At 32.5% G+C, this 21,333-nt stretch carries 19 protein-coding genes and 1 other RNA gene; 8 read left to right on the top strand and 12 right to left on the bottom strand.

The window, feature by feature from the left end:
• Positions 1 to 44 precede the first annotated feature (44 nt).
• The 5 genes from BTR34_RS18870 to BTR34_RS18200 form a co-directional block, all read right to left on the bottom strand.
• Positions 45 to 218, bottom strand: a complete 174-nt coding sequence (locus BTR34_RS18870) for a hypothetical protein (RefSeq protein WP_157483833.1) — start codon at positions 216 to 218, stop codon at positions 45 to 47.
• Between the two features lie 138 nt (positions 219 to 356).
• Positions 357 to 1,088 carry a LytR/AlgR family response regulator transcription factor gene (locus BTR34_RS18215; RefSeq protein ID WP_068484672.1) on the bottom strand — a complete coding sequence of 244 codons (732 nt, stop codon included), beginning with the start codon at positions 1,086 to 1,088 and terminating at the stop codon, positions 357 to 359.
• A gap of 147 nt (positions 1,089 to 1,235) precedes the next feature.
• Positions 1,236 to 2,777 (bottom strand): hypothetical protein, encoded by a 1,542-nt coding sequence (locus BTR34_RS18210; protein ID WP_068484673.1) that lies wholly within the window; start codon positions 2,775 to 2,777, stop codon positions 1,236 to 1,238.
• 25 nt (positions 2,778 to 2,802) lie between these two features.
• Positions 2,803 to 3,192, bottom strand: coding sequence for an acyl-CoA thioesterase (locus tag BTR34_RS18205; protein ID WP_068484674.1), 390 nt, complete (start codon positions 3,190 to 3,192; stop codon positions 2,803 to 2,805).
• 1 nt (position 3,193) lies between these two features.
• Positions 3,194 to 4,249, bottom strand: coding sequence for a glutaminyl-peptide cyclotransferase (locus tag BTR34_RS18200; protein WP_068484675.1), 1,056 nt, complete (start codon positions 4,247 to 4,249; stop codon positions 3,194 to 3,196).
• A gap of 122 nt (positions 4,250 to 4,371) precedes the next feature.
• On the opposite strand from BTR34_RS18200, the gene ffs reads away from it, so the two are divergent.
• Together ffs and BTR34_RS18190 are read left to right on the top strand one after the other, a co-directional pair.
• Positions 4,372 to 4,470, top strand: an RNA gene (ffs, locus tag BTR34_RS18195) — signal recognition particle sRNA small type.
• A gap of 91 nt (positions 4,471 to 4,561) precedes the next feature.
• Complete coding sequence (locus BTR34_RS18190) at positions 4,562 to 5,371, top strand: SDR family oxidoreductase (RefSeq protein ID WP_068484676.1); 810 nt, start codon at positions 4,562 to 4,564, stop codon at positions 5,369 to 5,371.
• A 31-nt stretch (positions 5,372 to 5,402) separates the two neighbouring features.
• Here BTR34_RS18190 and BTR34_RS18185 read toward each other — a convergent pair whose 3' ends face one another.
• Complete coding sequence (locus tag BTR34_RS18185; protein ID WP_068484677.1) at positions 5,403 to 6,785, bottom strand: transaldolase; 1,383 nt, start codon at positions 6,783 to 6,785, stop codon at positions 5,403 to 5,405.
• Between the two features lie 179 nt (positions 6,786 to 6,964).
• On the opposite strand from BTR34_RS18185, the gene BTR34_RS18180 reads away from it, so the two are divergent.
• Together BTR34_RS18180 and BTR34_RS18175 are read left to right on the top strand one after the other, a co-directional pair.
• Positions 6,965 to 8,584 carry an ABC-F family ATP-binding cassette domain-containing protein gene (locus BTR34_RS18180; protein ID WP_068484678.1) on the top strand — a complete coding sequence of 540 codons (1,620 nt, stop codon included), beginning with the start codon at positions 6,965 to 6,967 and terminating at the stop codon, positions 8,582 to 8,584.
• A 35-nt stretch (positions 8,585 to 8,619) separates the two neighbouring features.
• On the top strand, positions 8,620 to 9,744 hold the full coding sequence (locus tag BTR34_RS18175) for a hypothetical protein (protein ID WP_157483836.1): 1,125 nt from the start codon (positions 8,620 to 8,622) through the stop codon (positions 9,742 to 9,744).
• A gap of 109 nt (positions 9,745 to 9,853) precedes the next feature.
• On the opposite strand, the gene BTR34_RS18170 is transcribed toward BTR34_RS18175, so the two are convergent.
• Positions 9,854 to 10,576: a hypothetical protein gene (locus BTR34_RS18170; protein WP_068484680.1), complete on the bottom strand. Its 723-nt coding sequence runs from the start codon at positions 10,574 to 10,576 to the stop codon at positions 9,854 to 9,856.
• 204 nt (positions 10,577 to 10,780) lie between these two features.
• Here BTR34_RS18170 and BTR34_RS18165 point away from each other — a divergent pair, with 204 nt between their 5' ends.
• Positions 10,781 to 11,353 carry a fasciclin domain-containing protein gene (locus tag BTR34_RS18165; RefSeq protein ID WP_068484681.1) on the top strand — a complete coding sequence of 191 codons (573 nt, stop codon included), beginning with the start codon at positions 10,781 to 10,783 and terminating at the stop codon, positions 11,351 to 11,353.
• Here the strand turns inward: BTR34_RS18165 and pheT are convergent, their stop codons facing one another.
• Positions 11,354 to 13,783 carry a phenylalanine--tRNA ligase subunit beta gene (gene pheT / locus BTR34_RS18160; protein WP_068484682.1) on the bottom strand — a complete coding sequence of 810 codons (2,430 nt, stop codon included), beginning with the start codon at positions 13,781 to 13,783 and terminating at the stop codon, positions 11,354 to 11,356.
• Positions 13,784 to 13,915: 132 nt separating this feature from the next.
• Between pheT and BTR34_RS18155 the strand changes: the two genes are divergently transcribed.
• Positions 13,916 to 15,139 carry a peroxiredoxin family protein gene (locus BTR34_RS18155; RefSeq protein WP_068485011.1) on the top strand — a complete coding sequence of 408 codons (1,224 nt, stop codon included), beginning with the start codon at positions 13,916 to 13,918 and terminating at the stop codon, positions 15,137 to 15,139.
• Positions 15,140 to 15,142: 3 nt separating this feature from the next.
• On the opposite strand, the gene leuB is transcribed toward BTR34_RS18155, so the two are convergent.
• Together leuB and BTR34_RS18145 are read right to left on the bottom strand one after the other, a co-directional pair.
• Positions 15,143 to 16,261 (bottom strand): 3-isopropylmalate dehydrogenase, encoded by a 1,119-nt coding sequence (gene leuB, locus BTR34_RS18150; RefSeq protein WP_068484683.1) that lies wholly within the window; start codon positions 16,259 to 16,261, stop codon positions 15,143 to 15,145.
• 2 nt (positions 16,262 to 16,263) lie between these two features.
• Entirely contained in the window at positions 16,264 to 17,436 is a 1,173-nt protein-coding gene (locus BTR34_RS18145; RefSeq protein ID WP_074472164.1) for a 2-isopropylmalate synthase, read from the bottom strand.
• A gap of 145 nt (positions 17,437 to 17,581) precedes the next feature.
• Here BTR34_RS18145 and BTR34_RS18140 point away from each other — a divergent pair, with 145 nt between their 5' ends.
• On the top strand, positions 17,582 to 19,126 hold the full coding sequence (locus tag BTR34_RS18140; protein ID WP_068484684.1) for a hypothetical protein: 1,545 nt from the start codon (positions 17,582 to 17,584) through the stop codon (positions 19,124 to 19,126).
• Positions 19,127 to 19,139: 13 nt separating this feature from the next.
• A complete protein-coding gene (locus BTR34_RS18135; RefSeq protein WP_068484685.1) occupies positions 19,140 to 20,006 on the top strand; it encodes a DMT family transporter in 867 nt (288 codons plus the stop codon).
• Between the two features lie 3 nt (positions 20,007 to 20,009).
• Here the strand turns inward: BTR34_RS18135 and BTR34_RS18130 are convergent, their stop codons facing one another.
• Together BTR34_RS18130 and BTR34_RS18125 are read right to left on the bottom strand one after the other, a co-directional pair.
• Positions 20,010 to 20,540, bottom strand: a complete 531-nt coding sequence (locus BTR34_RS18130; RefSeq protein ID WP_235843202.1) for a DUF4252 domain-containing protein — start codon at positions 20,538 to 20,540, stop codon at positions 20,010 to 20,012.
• A gap of 31 nt (positions 20,541 to 20,571) precedes the next feature.
• Positions 20,572 to 21,270: an RluA family pseudouridine synthase gene (locus BTR34_RS18125; protein ID WP_068484687.1), complete on the bottom strand. Its 699-nt coding sequence runs from the start codon at positions 21,268 to 21,270 to the stop codon at positions 20,572 to 20,574.
• Positions 21,271 to 21,333: the final 63 nt, after the last annotated feature.

Below are 21,333 nucleotides of genomic sequence, written 5' to 3'. Positions count from 1 at the left end.
TTAACGTGAACATTAAAGGCATTTTAATATTTTTAATACTGTAATTAAGCAATTTGACCGCCTCTTCTATTTGGTGGAGGTGTAGAGCAATCATTACAAGATAAAGCTTTAGAAATATCGTTCATAAAATCAAACTCGCTCGCTGTGCTTTCTACAACTGATACTGCCATACCTAATGCCATTACTGCTACTGCTAAAATACTTGTTACTTTTTTCATGTTCTGTTTGTTTTTAGGGGTTTTTAGTTAATTATAATACTAAAGTAAAACCCTTTTAGAAGTAGAAAGTGTAAAATAGGAGGTCTTAAGTAAATGACCTAGTTCTGCTAGTATATGACCTAATTGTAAGAGAATTCTTTAATTAAGGTTGGAGAGGGTGTTTTTTGAAAGAAGATCTTTAAGGTTTTCCATATTGTCGCGATACGATTTTGAAAAAGGAATATTTTCATTTACCGCCTTTAAGGCACAAATAGATTTACCGAAATTTATACGCGAAACATAGCTGGTGTTTACAATATAACTTTGGTGAATACGCATAAAGTTATTAGGTAACGTATTCTCAAAGGTTTTTAGTGTTTTGTAGGCATTAATAATAGTCCCGTCTTTCATAAAGAACTCGGTGGTATTGTTATCTGCCTTTAGATATAAGATATCATTGGTATTCAAATACTGAAAATCGTTGTAAGATTTTAATATTAAAGTATCTGGCGCCTTTTCTTTTGGCATCCTTTTTCTAAGCTTTAATAACGATTTACGAATATCGAATTCGTTATATGGTTTTAACCAATAATCGAAAAAACCATTTTTAATGGCATCATAAGCATAATCTTTAGTAGATGCAATACCTATTAAAATTGGAAGTTCATTTACGTATTGGTGAATTTCGGTTACCATTAAAAAAATGGAGGCGTAGTCATTATTTAGGTTGATAAAAACGACATCTGGAGAATATTTTAGAATATCGTTCAGTCCGTCAGTAGGATCACTAGTCGTATTTACACATTCAAAATCACCGTATTCACCCAAAAATGCATGTAACTGCAAATTTGAAACCGCATCTGAATCGATTATGGTGTACGTGTAATCCAAAAGTTATAGTGTCTACTACGAAATTAGACATAGGTATTTAAATGATGACCTAGAATGTCCTTATAAAAACGGAGGACATATTGATAAAATGAATGTTTACAGGGGCTTTGAGAGAAAAATCTTTCATTAATTGGATGCTAATCGGAGTTAATTTTTCTGTTTTGCTTGAAAAGCACCTAAATCTGGAGCAGGCAATCGAGGTGTTCCTAGGATGTCGATTGGGGTAGTGGTGGCCGCATCAATATCGCCCATATTAATAAGTTTTGAAACTAAGCCTATTCTAAAATCATTTTTAGAAGGTAAAAAATAGTCGGCTTCAACATTAAATAATATATCAGCGTACCATTCTGTATTAGTAAAGTAATATAAATTAACAGCGTTGTTTGTATTTTGATTTTCTAATAATTTAATAAAACAGTTTTGAAAATTAAAATTAAAAGCATTGGTTCCATTAGCTGTTAGCCGCATTTCATTTAAATTGTTACCATCAATTATACTATTCTTAAAATTGGCGCTTTCTAAATCATAACCAATTTCTGGATCAGTAAACGATGCATTACTAATTTCTAAGGAGGCGTTTATTCTAAATCCTTTAGTCCAATAATTAGCGATAGTAGAATGTATAAAACTATAATTACCGCCATTTTCTATTAGTAAAGATGCCTTCCCTGCGCCTCCTAAGATTAAGTTAGATGCTTGAACTTCAGCGTTTTTAAGCCATAGATTATTTCTGCTATTATTAAAGATTTTACTATTTTCTATTAGTAAGGTATTTTCCGTGTTCGTAGTAGCACCTTCGGCATGTAAACCAATTTGTCCATTTTTAACGGTTAAGTGATTTATATAGTTTTGAGTACTGCCAGCACTTATCCAAACCGTACCCCATTGGCCCGGTAAATCTTCATATTCAGGCTCAAGTCTATCACCTTCAAATATAACTTCACCTTCTAATAACTCCTCATTGGTACTTAGTTCTCCATTTATCGTAATTTTTGCGTTGTTTTGTACATATAATCCAGCGTCTTTATGAAAATGAACTCGTGCACCCGCATCGATTATTAGCTCTTTACCTTCAGGAACTATGGCATAACCGTAAATAACATAAGCTTTATTATTTGTAAAATTTAATTCTTCATTAGTTAGGTTAAATCCATTCACTTGTATTGGTTTTCCTAATTCGTCATTATATAATGTGATAGTTTCTGTATTAAATTCGTCATTCTTTTTTGGAAATAAAAAAATGGCATCTTTTGCAAGGGTAACCAATTCTACCGATTGTTGATGCGACTTGCTATTAAATTGAATAGCATCGGTATATATTAATTCGCTAATTGTGGTATCCGTTATTTCAATGGTCGTTTCTATTAATACAAAAAGACTGTCTTGGGCATAAAGGGGTACATTGTTAAAGGCTTTACCAGCAACGCCATCTACATTAAGGTTATAAAAACTTTCTGTTCCATTTTTAAGCGATATACTAGGTATTAAAATATCATCTTTGGAGTTGTTGTATACTTTTAAAGTATATGTGCTACTGCCTATAGATGCAAAGACAGTATCCAAGTAAACCGTATCTTTTGAAAAAGTTAGGTTTCCTTGGCTTTGGGTGTACTCAAAATCTTTTCTGCATGAGGTACTCCAAAGAATACCAAATAAAACAAGGAGGGCAATAATGATTCTGGTTAACACGTAAGTAGTATTTTAAAGTATTTTATTAAAGAAATACATCTTTAATTTCTTCGGGAATTCTTAGGGGTCTATAAGTTTTGCTATGAAGTAAACACCATTCGGTACTTGCTTTTACTAATAATTTATTGGTTTTACCATGATACATTTCTACTACTCTAATAGATTTTGCCCCAGAGCTTGATGCTATATATGTAGAAATAAGAATAGGGTCATTTAAAACTGCTGCATTTTTATATTCAATATGATGGCTTAGAACAACCCAAATAACTTCTTCTTGCATTTGTTGAGATGCTTCTGCCTGCCAATGTTCTTTAGAAATATCTTGAATCCACTGAACATAGCGTACATTGTTAACGTGGTTTAAATCATCTAAATCGTCCTTAGAAACAATTATTTTTTTTTTAAAACCGTTCATGCTATTTTTTGTGGATTTGTACTTCGAACATTTTATCCCAATACTTACCGGTAACAAAAAATGTTTTTCTATCTGGGTGGTAAGCAATACCGTTTAAAACATAGTTTACTTTATCCCAATTTGCTGTTTTAGTAATAATATCGCTAAGACCACTAAAATTAATAACGCCTTCAATAGCACCAGTATTGCTATCAATGATCATTACACTAGGTTTTTGATATACATTGGCATAAATTTTACCGTTAACAAATTCAAGCTCATTTGCAGAATTAAAAATTGAAGAGTTGGTGACAGTTTCAATATAACCTTCCTCTGTCAAAGTATCTGGATTTAAAAACCAAATTTTTTCAGTACCATCACTTTTAAATAGTTTAGAACCATCATTAGTTAAGCCCCAGCCTTCGCGACTTTTACCGTATTGAAAATTGTCGAGCTTTTTAAATGTTCTTAAGTCGTAAATAAAACCAAGACCGCTTTGCCATGTAAGTTGGTAAATTTTATTATTAAGTATCGTAATACCTTCGCCAAAATAACTATTGTCTAAATCTATTTGCCCATATACTTCACCTGTTTTAAAGTTTAGTTTTCTTAAGAATGACTCTCCTTTTTTACCGGTAGACTCATATAAGGTATCATTATGGAACTCTAGCCCTTGTGTATACGCTTTTGTGTCGTGCGGGTATTCATTAATAATGGTGTAGGTATAAATTTCAGGAGCTTTTTCTGAAAGAACTTTAATATTCTTATTGATTTCTATTGTTTCATTTTCAAAAGAAATCTTTGCAGTTAATACCTTAGAGCCTAATGTTGGTACATCGATTGTAATCTTACCATTATTTACAGGAAGTTCACGTCCGTCAATAATATAAACTACGTTTTCAATTTCCTTATTTTTTTTATTTTCTATGCGAATACCTACATTTTTATTCTGGTTAATTTGATTGAGATTATCTTCTAGTTTAATTTCAAACAAAGATGATGCTTTTTGATTGCCGCTACCACATGAAGCAAATATGCTGGTAATTAGAACTATACAATAAAATTTAACTGCACTCATTTTAATAAGTTTAATTTAAGATTTTGTAGTAAGATTGTTTACTATTCTTGCAAGGTAATTTAATTCATAAAAATAGAAACTAAAACGATTGGGAAAGATTTAAAAGATTGTATATTTGCACCTGGCAAGTCCTACACGACCAGCTCCTGTAGAATCCCCCAGGGCGGGAACGCAGCAAGGGTATATGGTCGTAGCGGTGCGATGTAGGTAGCTTGCCTTTTTTTTATGCCTTAAATTCAGCTATGTGGAATGTAGGTAACATCTTCAAAATCAATACAATATTTAATTTAGCGTCGCTTAATTTTCTATAAAATGAAAACAAAAGTAGTTCTAATTACAGGTGGGTCATCGGGTATAGGAAAAGCCATAGGTCTGCATCTTAAAGAAAAAGGATATATTGTTTATGGTACTACAAGAAACCTATCTAAATATTCGTCGTTTGTAGATTTTCCACTTTTAGAAATGGATGTTCAAAATATAGAAACTATAAAAACATGTATTGCGGCTCTGATTAAAAAAGAATCAAGAATAGATGTATTGGTCAATAATGCAGGTGTGGGCATAACAGGACCTATGGAAGAAACTCCACAATCGGAAGTAGTAAATGCATTTGCAACAAATTTTAATGGGCCATTGCGTGTTATTAATGAAGTGCTACCAATAATGAGAGCGCAAAAAATGGGGCTAGTTATCAATATAACCTCTATAGCTGGGTATATGGGTTTACCATTTAGAGGAATTTATTCCGCATCTAAAGCAGCTTTAGAAATGGTTACAGAAAGCTATAGATTTGAAACAAAATGTTTTGGTGTAAAGTTCACGACAGTGGCTCCAGGTGATTTTGCTACTAATATTGCCGCTGGCAGATATCATGCACCAGTTTATGAAAAATCACCGTATAAAAAAGATTATTCAAGTACACTGGAAGCTATAGATGCTGATGTAGATAGTGGTGGTGACCCAATAGAAGTGGGTAAAATAATTGCTAAAATTATTGAGACCAAAAATCCAAAACCGCATTATAGAGTGGGATCGTTTATTCAAAAGCTATCGTTGACCCTTAAGAATTTATTGCCAGGACTTTGGTTTGAAAAATTACTGGAGAATCACAATAGTCATTAATACCCATATTTACTGTTAAAAAAACAATTTGTTAATTGTAATATATATTAGAAAAGCCATCAACTATAACGGCATTATCGGTAATAATAGCTTTATTTATAGGGTATAAAACTAATTTCTCTGTCAACTCTTTAAAGTTATTGCTGTGGTATTGTGAAGTAGAATCTATTCCAAGAGTTTTTAGAATAACTTTCCAGTCATTAAAATCAGTTTTAATATTTATCCCTATTAATTCGTGATCTGGCCTCTTTTCTTTTAATTCGGCAATTCTTTTGAAGATATCTTGATATTGTTTTTTATTGCTTCCTGACCAGAAATAGAATAAAACTTTTTTGTTTTTTGCAACTTCGGTTAAAGTTATATTTTCATTTTCAAATGATACAACATTTAAATTAGGTATAATTTTAGAAGGCTGAAGGTTGGCTATGCCTTGGTAAAGATTTTCAATTTCCTCAATATGCATATTATTTTTAGAAACCGTCTTAAACTCATTTAAAAAGATTTCCGTGTTTTCTGGGGCATCTTTCTTTTTTAGAAGATAGTCAAAAGCTACATTTCTAAATAAGTTGTCCCTTAAATCTTTATCTATGACTAAACTATCAATTAAGTGAAGTTTATGTTTGTTAAAATGTAGTTGCTTACTAGATTCTGAATTTCTATTGTTACAATCATGTAGGCAACTCATATAAGATAAGTTTCCAAAATGCGCCTTCATAAAATCATAATATGGCCTCAGATAAGTTAAATGTTGATTGTCGAAATCTAAATTTTTTCTATAGGAATAAAAATCTTTAGGCAAATCATGTAGATTTTCTTCAGCAGTTTTTCTTTTATGCTGAAAAGGATATATTTCTTTGTATCGATTATAAGTGTAGTCTATACTTCCTAATAATAATTCAAAGCCATTTTCAGACATGGTAGTTTCGGCCTTTAGTTCTTTTAGGCGCTTTATTTTTTCATTTTTTAAAGACTTTATTTTTTCCAAAAAATCATTTGGTTCTAGCTCATAATAATCTGTATACATGGCAGAATCTTCTTCTTCAGCAGCAAGAAAGAGTTCTAAAAGAAAGTTATTTGTTTCTTCATTACTACCTGAGAAAACTAATGATTCGTCAAAATAAATAGTATTGAGCCTAACCATAAGGCTATCTCCTTTTTCTAGATAAACATATTGGTATTCTGGAGATAAATTAAAATGGTATAATCCATTTTCAATAGATGGTAAGTTAAACTTGAATCTATTTTTACTGTCTATAAGGGCAGAATCTATTTTTTCGTTCCCTTTCATAAGAATTACCTGGGTACTTGTAGGATTTACAATTTCGCCAGCAAATAAAACAGCTTCCGATTCTTTTTTTGCCGTGGAGCAGCTCACTAAAAAAACTATGAATGTAGAGAGTAAAAGTCTTGCCATATAATATGAGGAAATGATCCTAGTCAAAAATAATAAACCTTATTTCCAGTTGTTGTTAATGCCTAGTTAAATGTTGTTTAGCTTTTATTTAAAAACGATTGTAGAAAATTGATGGCAAACTAGATAGTTAAAGCTAATATATTCAGTATTTTTGCACGGATTTTTAAAATTTTGTCACTATGCTATCAGTATCTAATCTATCTGTACAATTTGGGAAAAGAGTATTATTCGATGAAGTAAACGTTTCATTTACCCAAGGTAATTGTTATGGTATTATTGGCGCCAACGGTGCTGGTAAATCTACTTTCTTGAAAATACTTGCTGGCCAAATGGATCCTACCTCGGGTCATGTTCATTTAGAACCAGGTAAGAGGATGTCTATACTAGAACAAAATCATAACTCGGCAGATGCCTATACCGTTCTCGAGACGGTGGTCATGGGTAATAAGCCACTCTATGAAATAAAAAAAGAAATAGATGCGCTTTATGCGGATTACGATGATAAAAATGCGGATAGAATAGGGGAGCTACAGGTAAAGTTCGAAGAAATGAATGGTTGGAACGCAGATAGTAATGCTGCGGCACTGCTTTCGAATCTAGGTATTAATGCAGATTTACATTTTACGCCAATGTCAGAACTTGATTCTAAATTAAAAGTACGTGTGCTTCTTGCGCAAGCCTTATTCGGAAATCCTGATGTTTTAATAATGGATGAGCCTACCAACGATTTGGATTATGAAACAATAAGTTGGTTAGAGAACTTTTTAGCAGATTATGAAAATACGGTAATTGTAGTAAGTCATGACCGTCACTTTTTGGATACCGTGTGTACCGATATTGGCGATATTGATTTCGGCAAGTTAAATCTGTATTCGGGTAACTATACATTCTGGTATGAAAGTAGCCAACTGGCAGCCCGTCAAAGAGCGCAACAAAATAAGAAGGCAGAAGAAAAGGCAAAAGAATTGCAAGAGTTTATTGCAAGGTTTAGTGCAAACGTGGCAAAAAGTAAGCAAGCCACATCACGTAAAAAAATGCTTTCTAAATTAAAGGTCGATGATATTAAGCCATCTAGCCGTAGATACCCTGCTATAATTTTTGATAGAGAACGGGAAGCAGGTGATCAAATCCTAAATGTTGAAGGCTTATCAGCTACAACGGAGGATGGAGAATTACTTTTTGATAATGTTAATATCAATTTGGCTAAAGGGGATAAAATTGCAATAATTTCAAGAGATTCAAGAGCAACCTCAGCATTCTATGAAATTATAAATGGTAATAGAAAAGCAGATAAAGGTACTTTTCAATGGGGCGTAACAACTACACAATCATATTTGCCTGCTGATAACTCAGAATTTTTTACGGACAATATTAATCTTGTAGATTGGTTGCGCCAGTATGCAAAAACCGAAGAAGAAAGAGAAGAAGTTTATATTCGTGGATTCTTAGGTAAAATGTTATTTAGTGGGGAAGAAGCGCTGAAAAAATGTACCGTGCTATCTGGAGGAGAAAAAGTACGTTGTATGTTAAGTAGAATGATGTTAATGCGTGCTAACGTATTAATGCTAGATGAACCTACGAACCATTTGGACCTTGAAAGTATTACTGCATTCAACAATTCATTAAAGAATTTTAAGGGTACTGTATTACTAACTACCCATGATCATGAGTTTGCGCAAACAGTGGCAAATAGAATTATAGAATTAACACCTAAAGGCAACATTGACAGGTATTCTACGTTTGATGAGTATATGTCTGACAAGGCATTAAAGGAACAGCGTAATAAGATGTACGCTTAAAACGCATAGAATAGATTAACCCAAATCAATGTTTTATGAAAACCTACAATCTTATGGTCTGCTTTGTGCTGGCCTTTAGTTTCGTTTCGTGCGATAAATCTTCATCGGCATCTTCAGAAATAGAAGAAACTGGGATTCCAGTCAATTATACCGTCTTTTTATCAAAGAATAACCAATTGAGTGCATTAGAGCTTAGTGCGTTAAATGGAGAATTAACAGTAAATGGTGAATTGTCTACTTTCGCGAACATTCCTTCTACCTATAAGAAGTTTAGAACTTCAAATGATATTAGTTTCTATTATACTAGCAACTGTAAGGGCTATATACAGTGGTATAATGTAATAAGCAATGAGGCTATGTTATTAGAGATGTTTAATGATATTGAACCTTGTGCTATACAGATTACTTCCATAGCCCATACAGATAAATACGTAATGATTTCTTATGAAATGGATTTACCTGGAAAAGATAGTCAGAAAGTAGTACGTATTTATTCTAAGAATGAAACATCAGAGCCCTATATTGAACTTATTTTAGATAAAAAACCAATAGATTTAATTTCTTCTGCAAATAGATTATTTGTCTTAACTCTAAATGAATTTGTTACGGACGAGTTTCATTTATCAGTATTTGATCTAAGTACAAATGAAGAGCTAATAGAACTGGATTTAGGTGTTAATGCAAAAAAACTATTTAAGAATGGTCTTGAGCAAATAATTATTAGCTATCCGGAATTTCATACAATTATAGATCCAGTTTCTTTAGATAAAACATATACAACTTATGGAGAAAATAGTGAACCTAATTTTACAACTACTAAAGACTCTTTTTTAGATATAACCGGTAAAATGTATTTTCAAAAAGCAATTCTTGATGCTGAAATAGATATGGTTCCGGCTATATATGATTTTCAAACTAATAATACGGTTGTGTATTTATTTGAAAATTTCTTATCAGAATCAGAAATTAATGTCAAATATAATATTGGTTCTACATCAGCAATAGCGCATGATGATAACAATAAGTATATGCTAATAGGCTATCAAAAGAAAAACCAGGCAGGTAAGGGTGGGGTTTTACGGGTTAGTACGGCTCCAGAACTTAAAATTATTGACAACATAAATTTAGACGGAGTACCGCAAACAATATTTGTAAAGTAAACTACCTCGGGGCAAGCCCACGAGGCATTCGCTCGAAACGAACTTTTAATTTCGAGGCAAGCCTCGGGGTATTATACCCTTTGGCGGTGCCAATAAAAGATCAATTCTTCTAACTATTAAAATACTTACTGTTCCAAATTGCAGGATTGAAATTTTTACCTAATGCAAAGCCATAAAATATAACTACGGCTGCTACGCATTTAAACATAAAAAAGTTAAGAATCAGAAACTCTTTTGTTGAATTTGCTTTAGAAAAGAGTCCTTCAGGTACCATTAAAGTAATTAAAAAACTTAGTAATAAAACTAATACAGTTAGGTTTACAATACTTTTAAATGGCCACATTAGTATTTTTCTTAATGGATGAAGGTCATTGCCCCATTTGTGAATTAAGTAAAAGTATCCATTGCCAATTGGTGCAAATAGTATAGGGTCGTCCTTGTCTTCTAATTTAAATAATTTTGAAGGTGCAATTATCTTAAATCCTTTAATCTCTAGTTGATGGGTTTTTTCTAAAGATTTAATTATTGAAAGTGCCTCTGAGGGTATTTCACCCTTAAAATATTTAGTATCTAAAAAACGTAATCTATAATCAATGCATATTTGCTTTATTTCATTCGTATGGTATATGTTTTGGGTTTGTAATAGTTCTAAATTAAACTTGTTGCCTGGTGTTCCATTACCATTGTTAATATTATTTCCTATACGGTTGAATTGCGTATCTAATTCTGAAAAAATAGAATATATTTCCTTTAGTCTATCTGCTTCAGAAGTATAGCTTTTAGTTTTTGCTTGAGTTAATTTTTCAGCAATATTGGTTTTTGAAAGTAACATGTGTTTTTTTTTAGCAACATACTCAAATTTAGCTAATTAGAAAATTTGTAGAATTTTAAGCAGTCACAAATCTAAGTTAACAAAATGTTAAAATTAAGTCTAGAGCTAATTAGGCTAGGAGAATATCACTTCTAATTGTATATTAACGGAGAAATCGTGCAGTTTGTCGATTTTTAAAACTATTTACCCTTTTGAACTTACTGTATGAAAAAATGGACATCCCTCGTGTCCCTGTGTGTCCTATTTTTTGGGTTGCAAACAAAAGCACAGGATAGAATTGAAACTAGTTTACAAAAAGTATTGGCTCAAGCCTCTGCTACTGAAATTTCAATAATAGAAAGAACAGCTACTTTCGAAAATCAATCTACATGGCATAGTGCGTTAATAGCAGCAAATTTAGATAAAGTTTTAGCTTATAAAGGGAAGTTCACAGTTTTTGCACCATCAAATCAAGCATTCGAAAAACTCTCACCTTTAACGATTACTAAGTTGTACGATCCAAAAAATAAGAAGGTCCTTAAAGCTATACTTTCTTATCATATAATAGCCGGCAAGCTTTCCGCTTCGACAATATTAAGAGCTATGAGTCGAGGTAAGGGTTCAGCCAAATTTACTACGATACAAGGTGAAAAAATTACCGCCACAATGAATGGTATAGATATAGTTTTGACAGATAAAGCCGGAAACAAGGCCATAATCGTTACTGCTGATTCTAATCAATCAAACGGCATTATCCACGAAATAGACGCGGTATTTTTACCTAAAAGAATGCTTTAATTACCGTAGGCTTGCACCTAAGTTAGTTTCGTAAGCAGTTTGTAGTTTAGACATTATTTTTTCAATTTGTTTTTCTGTCAATGTACTTTTATCATCTTGTAACGTAAAACTAACAGCATACGATTTTTTGCCCTCAGGTAAATTTTTGCCTTCATAAACGTCAAACAATGTAAAGTCTATTAAGAATTTGCGTTCTGCTCCATATGCTATATCATAAAGCTCCTTATAAGTTGTTTTTTGGTCTAATAAAAGCGCAAAATCTCTCTTTACTTCTGGGTATTTAGGAATCTCTTTAAATTTTATAGGAGTAGTCATTAATAAATCCAAAATTGCATCCCAATGAAAATCGGCATATAAAACATTTTGTTTCATATCAAAATGTTTAAGAATCGACTTTTTTATTAATCCAAATGATACTAAAGTATTTTTCTTAAATGTAAAGTTCAATCCTTCAGCAAACAGGGCTGAAGTTGTTGGTTCACTTTTTAAATTATCAATACCTAGGCGCCTAAGAATTGTTTCAACAATGGTTTTAAGCTCAAAGAAATTTGCAGGTACTGCCTTATTCGTCCAGCTTTCTTGAATAGAATCTCCTGTAAGTAATATGCTTAAATATTTAGATTCAACTCTTTTATTATTTTCAGAATGATATGTTTTACCAAACTCGAATAATTTCAGGTTAGCTCTTTTTCTATTGATATTATAACTAGTGCATTCTAGTGCGGAAAACAACGAAGATTTACGTAAAACAGATAACTCGCCACTTAGCGGATTTATTATTTCAATAGATTTATTGTTAGCTTCTTCTTCACCCAATAGTTTATTATAATTGGGATTAGTAAGACTATTTGTTAAAATTTCATTATATCCTTTTGCGGCTAGCACATTACCTATGGTAGATTGAATTTTGTGATCTTCAGTTGCTTTTGTAGTAGCAATTGAAGCGTTTAACTTTTGGTTAAAAGTTATATTATTATAGCCGTAAACCCGAAGTATTTCTTCAATAACATCAACTTGTCGTTGTACATCGACCCTGTATGAAGGGACTTCTAGCCCCATACCTGTTTCCGTGACATTTTTAAGTTTTATGTCAAGGGAAGCTAATATAGATTTTATGGTATCCTGCGGAATTTCTTGTCCTATAAGCTTATTTATTTTTTCAAAAGCCAAAAACACTTCAAAATTTGCCGTTTTATTCGGATAAAGATCTATTACATCGGAGGTAATGTCACCACCAGCAATTTCTTTAATTAATAAAGCTGCCCTTTTAAGACTATATTCCACATTTTCTATATCAATACCACGCTCAAACCTAAAAGAAGCATCAGTATTCAAAGCATGTCTTTTAGCAGATTTCCTAATAGAAACAGGGTTAAAATAAGCACTTTCTAAAAATATTGAAGTAGTTTCTTGCGTAACTCCCGAGCCTATTCCTCCAAAAACACCAGCAATACAAAGTGGTTTCTCGGTATCACATATCATTAAATCATCTTCATGTAATACTCTTTCAATGCCGTCTAACGTTACAAATTTTGTTCCTTTTGCGAGGGTCTGAACTATAATTTTATTTCCTTTTATTTTTGCAGCGTCGAAGGCATGTAATGGCTGACCTAATTCATGCAAAACATAATTAGTAGCATCTACAACATTGTTTTTAGGTGTAAGACCAATAGCTCTCAATCTATTTTGTAGCCAAGTAGGTGAGGGTTGTATAATGAGATTGCTAATGGTTACACCACAATAGCGTGGTGCTAAAGCAGTTTTCTTAACATCAACATCTATTTTTAAAGAACGATCATTAATATTAAAATGGCTGGTTGATGGCGTTATTAATTCTTTCGATATTTTTTTTTGTTTTAGCCCTGCTTTTAAATCTCTTGCAACACCAAAATGACTCATGGCATCAGCTCGGTTAGGAGTAAGCCCTATTTCAAAAACTTCATCTAATTCTACATCAAAAATTTCCGAACATGGTGTACCCGCAATTAAATCGGGATTTAAAACCATTATACCATCGTGGCTGGTACCCAGTCCTAATTCGTCTTCGGCGCAAATCATACCGTGACTTTCTTCACCTCTAATTTTACCTTTTTTAATTGTCCATGCTTCCCCTTCTGGAGTATATAGTGTTGTACCTATTGTTGCAACAGGGACTTTTTGGCCAACAGCTACATTTTTAGCGCCACAAACAATTTGAAGTGGTGAGCCAGTGCCTATATCTACTGTTGTTATGTTTAGTTTATCGGCATTGGAGTGTTTTACACAAGTTAAAACATGACCTACAACAATACCTTTTAAGCTACCTTTTACAGATTCGAACTGCTCAATTCCTTCTACTTCTAATCCTAAATCAGTTAAAAGTTCGCCTGTTTTTTGCGATTCCCAATCTATTTGTATGAACTGTTTTAACCAGTTGTATGATATTTTCATTGAAAACTTTTATAGTTTGCAAAGATAAAACAATGGCTGTATACATTCTATAAGCTATTAAGTGTTTCTTTAGATTTTTAATTGTCCTTTTTAAATCGTTACTTGAAAATTGAAATTAAAATTAAAATGAATATGAGATATAGTATTATAATACTTATCATTTTTACACTTTTGTTTTCATGTAAACCAAAAGTTAATAATCTAAATATAGCAGAAGGTCTATGGAGGGTTGAATTGGATGTAATGGATAATCAGATTTTACCATTTAATTTAAAAGTTAATCAAACGGTTAATGGTAATTATTCAATGCAAATATTTAATGCCGAAGAGGTTATAAATATTGACGAGATTGAAATTACAGGCGATTCTATAACTATAAAAACACCTGTTTTTGAAGGATATTTAGCGGGTAAATTTTCTGAGAATAAAATTACTGGACAATTTATAAAAGAGAGTTTAGATAGAATTGTTCCTTTTGAAGCCAATTATGGTAAAGAAGACCGTTTTGATGTAGTGAATTTGTACGCCGACCAAGATGTGTCTGGAATTTGGGAAACTAATTTTAATCCTAATACTGGTGATGAGTATGCGGGTAAAGGTATTTTTTTGCAAGAAGGAAATGTAGTAACGGGTACTTTTAGGACTACCACAGGTGATTATAGATATTTAGATGGAATAGTTGATGGCGACTCATTAAAATTATCGGCATTTGATGGGGCTCATGCTTTTTTATTTACAGCAAAGGTTACTGATTCTACCTTAAATGGTATTTTTTATTCTGGAAATCATTCTAAGGAGCCATTTGTTGCCAAACGTAATGATAGTTATGAATTGCCCGATCCTAATTCTTTGACCTATATTAATGAAGGGTATGATAAATTAGCTTTTTCATTTCCAGATACAAACGGAAATGTCATTTCATTAAGTGACGAAACGTATCAAGATCAAGTGGTAATTGTTCAATTAATGGGTACATGGTGTCCCAATTGTTTAGATGAAACAAAATTTTTAGTTGATTATTTACAAGGAAATAACACTATTAAAGTAATTGGATTAGCATTTGAATCTGCAAAAACTCAAGAAAAGGCATTTAATGCTGTAAACCGTTTAAAAGACAAGATTGGAGTTCAATATCCTATTTTGTTAGCGCAATTTGGATCTGTTGATAAGGAAGAAGCTCAGCAAAAGTTACCAATGATTAATCATGTTCTTTCTTATCCTACCACTATTTATATTGATAAAAAAGGTAATGTACGTAAAATTCATACTGGGTTTAATGGCCCAGCAACTGGTCATAAGTATGTTGAATTCAAGAAAGAATTTAATGAGTTTGTAACTCAGCTAATAAATGAATAGTTACTAGATAATAGTAGATTTTCCAAGGCCAATATTTTCATCGTTCATATTAAAACTACCGTCTAATTCCATAATGTTATCGGCAATAAAATCACCGACATAATTTGTACCATATTTAGAACTGCCTAAAATATCTGGAGTTACTATTTTTTTAGAAAACGATTTTAAAACTGCAGCTACAACAGCATCAGATTCTTCGTTCATTTTAAAATGTTGTAATAACATAGCCATACTAAGTATCGATGCTACTGGATTTGCTATGTTTTTTCCTTTTGCGTCGGGGAACGAACCATGAATTGGTTCGAACATGGCATGTTCCAATCCTACAGAGGCAGAGGGTAATAGACCAATGGAACCAGCAATGACACTACCTTGGTCAGATAGAATGTCGCCGAACATATTATCGGTTAAAATAACATCAAAATCAGAAGGATTCAAAATCATCTGCACAGCAGCATTATCAATAAACAAGCATTCTAAAACTACATCTGGGTAACTTTCAGAAATAGACCGAACTACTCGTCTCCATAAACGCGAAGTTTCAAGAACATTTGCTTTATCGACCAGGGTAACTTTCTTTTTACGAGAACGGGCAGATTTAAAGGCCAAGTGAGTAATTCTACTAATTTCAGCTTCTGTATAGGTGCATGTATCCGTGGCTGAGTTTTGGTCTTTACTAAGCGACTTATCGCCATAATAGATGCCCCCAGATAATTCTCTAAAAATAACTAAATCGGTATTTTGTACACTTATTTTAGGTAATGGCGATTGTTTAACTAAAGAAGGAAAAACTTTTACCGGTCTTATATTGGCAAAAAGGTCAAGCTCTTTTCGTAGTTTTAATAAACCCTGCTCCGGCCAAACCTTGGCTTTTGGGTTGTCGTCAAACTCAGGTGAACCTAAAGCACCAAATAGCGTAGCATCAGAATTTTTGCAAAGTTCCAGTGTTTCTTTAGGTAATGGATTTCCCGTTTTTTTAATGGCGGAAGCTCCTATTAAGGCTTTTTTAAAAGTAAAGCTATGGCCAAAGGTTTCTTCTACAGAGCGCAGGCACTTAATCGATTGTGCTACGACCTCAGGGCCAATTCCGTCACCTCCTAAAACAGCAATATTTAAATGCATAATTAAATAATACTTTTTATTTCAATATTAGAAGCTTCTATAATTTCATGAATTTCTTCATCTTTTACTTCCTTTCTAGTATCTGCAAATTTTAAAAATTCTTCGTAAACCAGGTCTAATTGTGTTTTTGTTAGTTCATAACCAACAATCTTTGCTCGGTAAGCTAACGCTGCTCTTCCACTACGGGCGGTCAATACTATTGAAGATTCAGTAACACCAACATCGGCTGGGTCTATAATTTCGTATGTTTCTCTATTTTTAATTACACCATCTTGGTGAATACCCGAACTATGTGCAAACGCATTAGCACCGACAATAGCTTTATTCGGCTGTACCATCATACCCATTTTACTGGACACCATTAAGCTTGTGTCGTATAGTAATTTGCTATTTATAGTGGTATCTAAATTAAGATTGGGATGTTGGCGTAAAATCATTACTACTTCTTCTAAAGAGGTGTTACCGGCACGTTCGCCAATGCCATTTATAGTACATTCTATTTGTCTAGCTCCGTTGACAACCCCTGCAATTGAATTAGCTGTGGCCAAACCTAAATCATTATGACAATGGCAAGATAATACTGCTTTTTCAATACCTTTTACATTTTCTCGCAAATACTTCATTTTGGCGCCATATTCTTCTGGAAGGCAATACCCGGTAGTGTCCGGAATATTCAAAACTGTAGCACCTGCTTTAATTACAGCTTCACATACACGTGCTAAAAACTCATTATCGGTACGGCCAGCATCTTCGGCATAAAATTCTACATCTTCCACAAAAGTTTTTGCATAGCTAACAGCAGCAACTGCCCGTTCAATGATAGTGTCTCTATTAGAATTGAATTTATATTTTATATGGGAGTCAGAAGTACCAATACCTGTATGTATTCTAGGTATTTTGGCATATTTTAAAGCTTCTGCAGCAACTTCAATATCTTTTTTTACAGCACGTGTTAAACCGCAAACCGTAGCATTTTTAACAAGTTTGGCTATCGCTTCAACAGATTTGAAGTCACCCGGACTAGAAACAGGAAAACCAGCTTCAATGATGTTTACACCAAGTAAATCTAGTCGTTCAGCAATAACTAATTTTTGTTCCATGTCTAATTTACAGCCAGGAACTTGCTCTCCATCTCTTAAGGTCGTATCAAATATTTGTACTATATCTTTACTCATTATATTTACGTAGTTTTACTAGTCGAACGAATATATTACTTAATTCACAAAATACCTGAATTTCGTTAGGTCTTTTACAACGTTAATTCACTTTTTTGTTTATCTAAAATATTGGTTTATAATTAATTAAATACTTTTTATTACGATGACAAATGTGCATAAAGATGCTTTATTTGTATTGGTTAAATCTCTCTCGAAATCTGAAAAGCGTCAATTTAAACTCTATGTTGGTAGACTAGGAGTTAATACAGACGCTAAATTTTTGGCGCTTTTTAATTTATTGGATAAAATTAAGCATTATGAAGAGAAAATAATATTAGAAAGTGGTATTGTTAAAAAAGCGCAATTATCTAATTTGAAGGCGCACCTCTATAAGCAGATTTTAGTGAGTTTACGGTTAAACCCCGTTAATCAAAATATTCGTGTTCAAATTAGAGAGCAATTAGATTTTGCAACAATTCTTTATCAAAAAGGTTTATATAAGCAAAGTTTAAAAATTCTCGATAAGGTAAAGACTATAGCCATTGAAAATGAAGAAAAGAATATTGCCTACGAAATAGTTGAATTAGAGAAAATTATAGAAACACAATATATTACTCGTAGTATACCAGATAGAGCTAATGAGTTGGCAGTGCAAGCCAAAGAGTTATCTGGGCATAATGTAATGACTAGTAAATTATCCAATCTTTCGCTTCAACTGTATGGTATGATGTTAAAAGTGGGTTATGTACGTAGTGATGAGGATTACCAAAAAGTAAAAACCTACTTCAACAATCATTTGCCTATATACAATATAGAAGATTTAGGGTTTCGAGAAAAGCTTTGGTTATATAAGGCATATTTGTGGTATAGTTTTCTTACCCAAGATTTTCTTTCTTGTTATAAATATGCAAGTAAATGGGTCGATCTATTTTACGAACATAAGGATATGATTTATCTTAATCCAGTGTTCTTTTTAAAAGGTAATCACTATTTATTAGAATCATTGTTTTATGTGCAATACAGCTCCCAGTTTAAAGAAGTTTTAGAACGATTAGAAAATACGATTAAGGAGAAAGATTTTCCTGATAACGATAATATCAACTCTTTAGTTTTTATGTATATAAATGCGAACAAATTGAATTTGCATTTCCTTGAAGGAACTTTTGAAAAGGGCTTGTATTTAGTTAAAATAATAGAATATGGTATTAATAAGCATCGTGATAGAATAGACGTTCACCATGTTATGGTACTTTATTACAAAATTGCTTGCTTGTATTTTGGCATTGGTGATAACAAAACTTGTATTCAATATTTAAAGAAAATAATTGATAATAAGAATTTAAAAATGCGTGAAGACCTTATGTGTTTTGCACGTGTTTTAAGTCTTGTTGCGCATTATGAAGCTGGTATGGATTACCATTTAGAAATACAATTAAAAAGCACCTATAAGTTTCTTTTAAAAATGGATGATATGCATGCTGTTCAAAAAGAGATGATTAAATTTTTAAGGAGTCTTGGCGGTATTTATCCGAATGAATTAAAAGCAGAATTTCAAAAATTATACACCGAACTTAAAAAATATGAAGATCACCCATACGAAAAAAGGGCCTTTCTATATTTAGATATACTTTCTTGGTTAGAGAGCCATTTGCAAAATAAGCCTGTTTCTCAGATTATGCGAGAAAAAGCTCTAGCAAAATCGCGCTAAGCAAGCTTTTTAGATGAAAAACAATCATATAAAACATTTAATAGAAATAAATGTGGCTATGCTTTTTATAGCTACATCTGGAGCTTTAGGCAGGTATGTGCAATTACCTGTTTCCGTAACAATAGGCATAAGGGCTATTTTGGCATTTGTTGTCCTCTTTCTATTTTGTAAATGGAAAGGATTTTCTTTTAAAATCAGTAAAAGCGATGCTCCTGTTATATTTATTAGTGGTCTTTTAATGGGTATACATTGGGTTGCTTATTTCTATGCTTTGAAATTGTCTAATGTAGCAATAGGTATGTTATCTATTTTTACATATCCTGTCATAACGGCTTTTTTAGAACCAATTTTACTTAAAACAAAGTTTCAACTAGTTCATCTTCTTTTAGCTTTTTTAGTGCTTACCGGAATTTATTTTCTAAGCCCTTCTTTAGATTTTGAAAACTCTTACACTCTTGCAATAAGTTTAGGTGTTTTTTCGGCTTTTGCCTATGCGTTAAGAAATATTATTCTAAAAAAGAAGGTGAATAAATATAACGGATCAATTTTAATGACATACCAAACAGCTATAGTTGGGGTTTTGTTGTTTCCGTTTTTATTTACGATAGAGCCAATTTTAATAGTAGAACAGTGGAAGGCCTTAATAGCATTAGCAGTTTTAACTACGGCAATTGGCCATACGTTATTTTTAATGACATTTAAACATTTTAATATAACAACGGTTAGTATACTTAGTAGCGTACAACCAGTCTACGGAATTATAATTGGAGCAATATTTCTTTCCGAAATCCCCAGAGGGACAACAATTTTAGGTGGAATTTTAATATTAAGTTCCGTAGTAATAGAAAGCGTCAGAGCTAAAAAAATACCGAAAACTTAAAACTTAGTTTTGCGAATTTATACCTGGTGTACTAGCACCAAATTGAGATATTATATGGTTACCCATTTTTGTAAATTGCTCATTTTTAGCCATTTCGCGAACCTTAGCTGGATCAAAATCACCATTAAAATATAAAAAGGAGCCTGTTTGGTTATCATTATTGTAAATCAATATTTCTTTTACCGAATTCTTTTTTTCACGAATAGAAACTACATTTCGCTTTAATTCGTCATTTTTTCTAAAAACCTCTATGAATGAATTTCCGGTGATACCATTCATCTGTTGATTAAGAAGTTGCGTTTTGCTAGATGTTGCACTAGGGAACTGCATATATCTTAGGTCTTTTGTGTTGCCAACCAAAGCCTGCATTTCAGGAGAAATTTCGCTAATCATGCTTAACATAAATTGTGGAACTCTTACCGCAGTTACCTGGTTATCATTTTTATGTGCGTTATAAAAAGTATCAATAGAGTTGTAGCTACTGCAAGAGCTTAGAGATACTAATATGTAAAAGACAACTATTTTCTTTATCATGGTTATAGTGTTTACTTTAAATGTAGTAAAATTAAAGACATGCATTCCAAATAGGGTCATTTGGTAGTGGAGCCAAAATTTCTAAAGGTTCTTTATTAACAGGATGTGTAAGTTTTAATTTTCGGGCATGTAAATGAATACTGCCATCAGCATTACTTCTGTTAAATCCGTATTTTAAGTCTCCTTTAATAGGACAGCCAATTGCAGTCAGTTGCGAACGTATTTGATGGTGCCTGCCTGTTTCTAAATCTATTTCTAGAAGGTAGTAATTATGCAATTTTCGCATAACTCTATAAGTTAAAATTGCTTTTTTACTATCGGGGACTTCATTTGTATTAGCATAAGATTTATTTTGCTTTGTATTTCGTTTCATCCAATGAACAAGTCTTTTTTCGGGATCACTTGGCATATTTTTTACAATGGCCCAATATGTTTTTTTAGCATTTTTCTCCGCAAACATTTTATTTAATCTTGGCAAGGCTTTGGATGTTTTTGCAAATACAACAATACCAGATGTTGGGCGGTCCAATCGATGAACGACCCCTAAATACACGTTGCCAGGCTTGTTGTACTTTCTTTTAATAAAAGCTTTTACGGTGTCGCTCAAAGGCTGGTCACCCGTTTTGTCACCTTGTACAATATCGCCAGGTCGTTTATTGACAATTATTAAATGGTTATCCTCAAACAATACTTGAAGATTATCTACGGTAGAATGTTCTTTTTTTGACAAATTAGGGGTGAATTACAAACCTGTTTTTATTAGATTAATGCATTTGCACTTTGCTTATTATAA

The sequence above is a fragment of the Maribacter hydrothermalis genome (genome assembly GCF_001913155.1).
Taxonomy (GTDB): domain Bacteria; phylum Bacteroidota; class Bacteroidia; order Flavobacteriales; family Flavobacteriaceae; genus Maribacter; species Maribacter hydrothermalis.
This window is presented reverse-complemented; position numbering and strand designations above follow the sequence as displayed.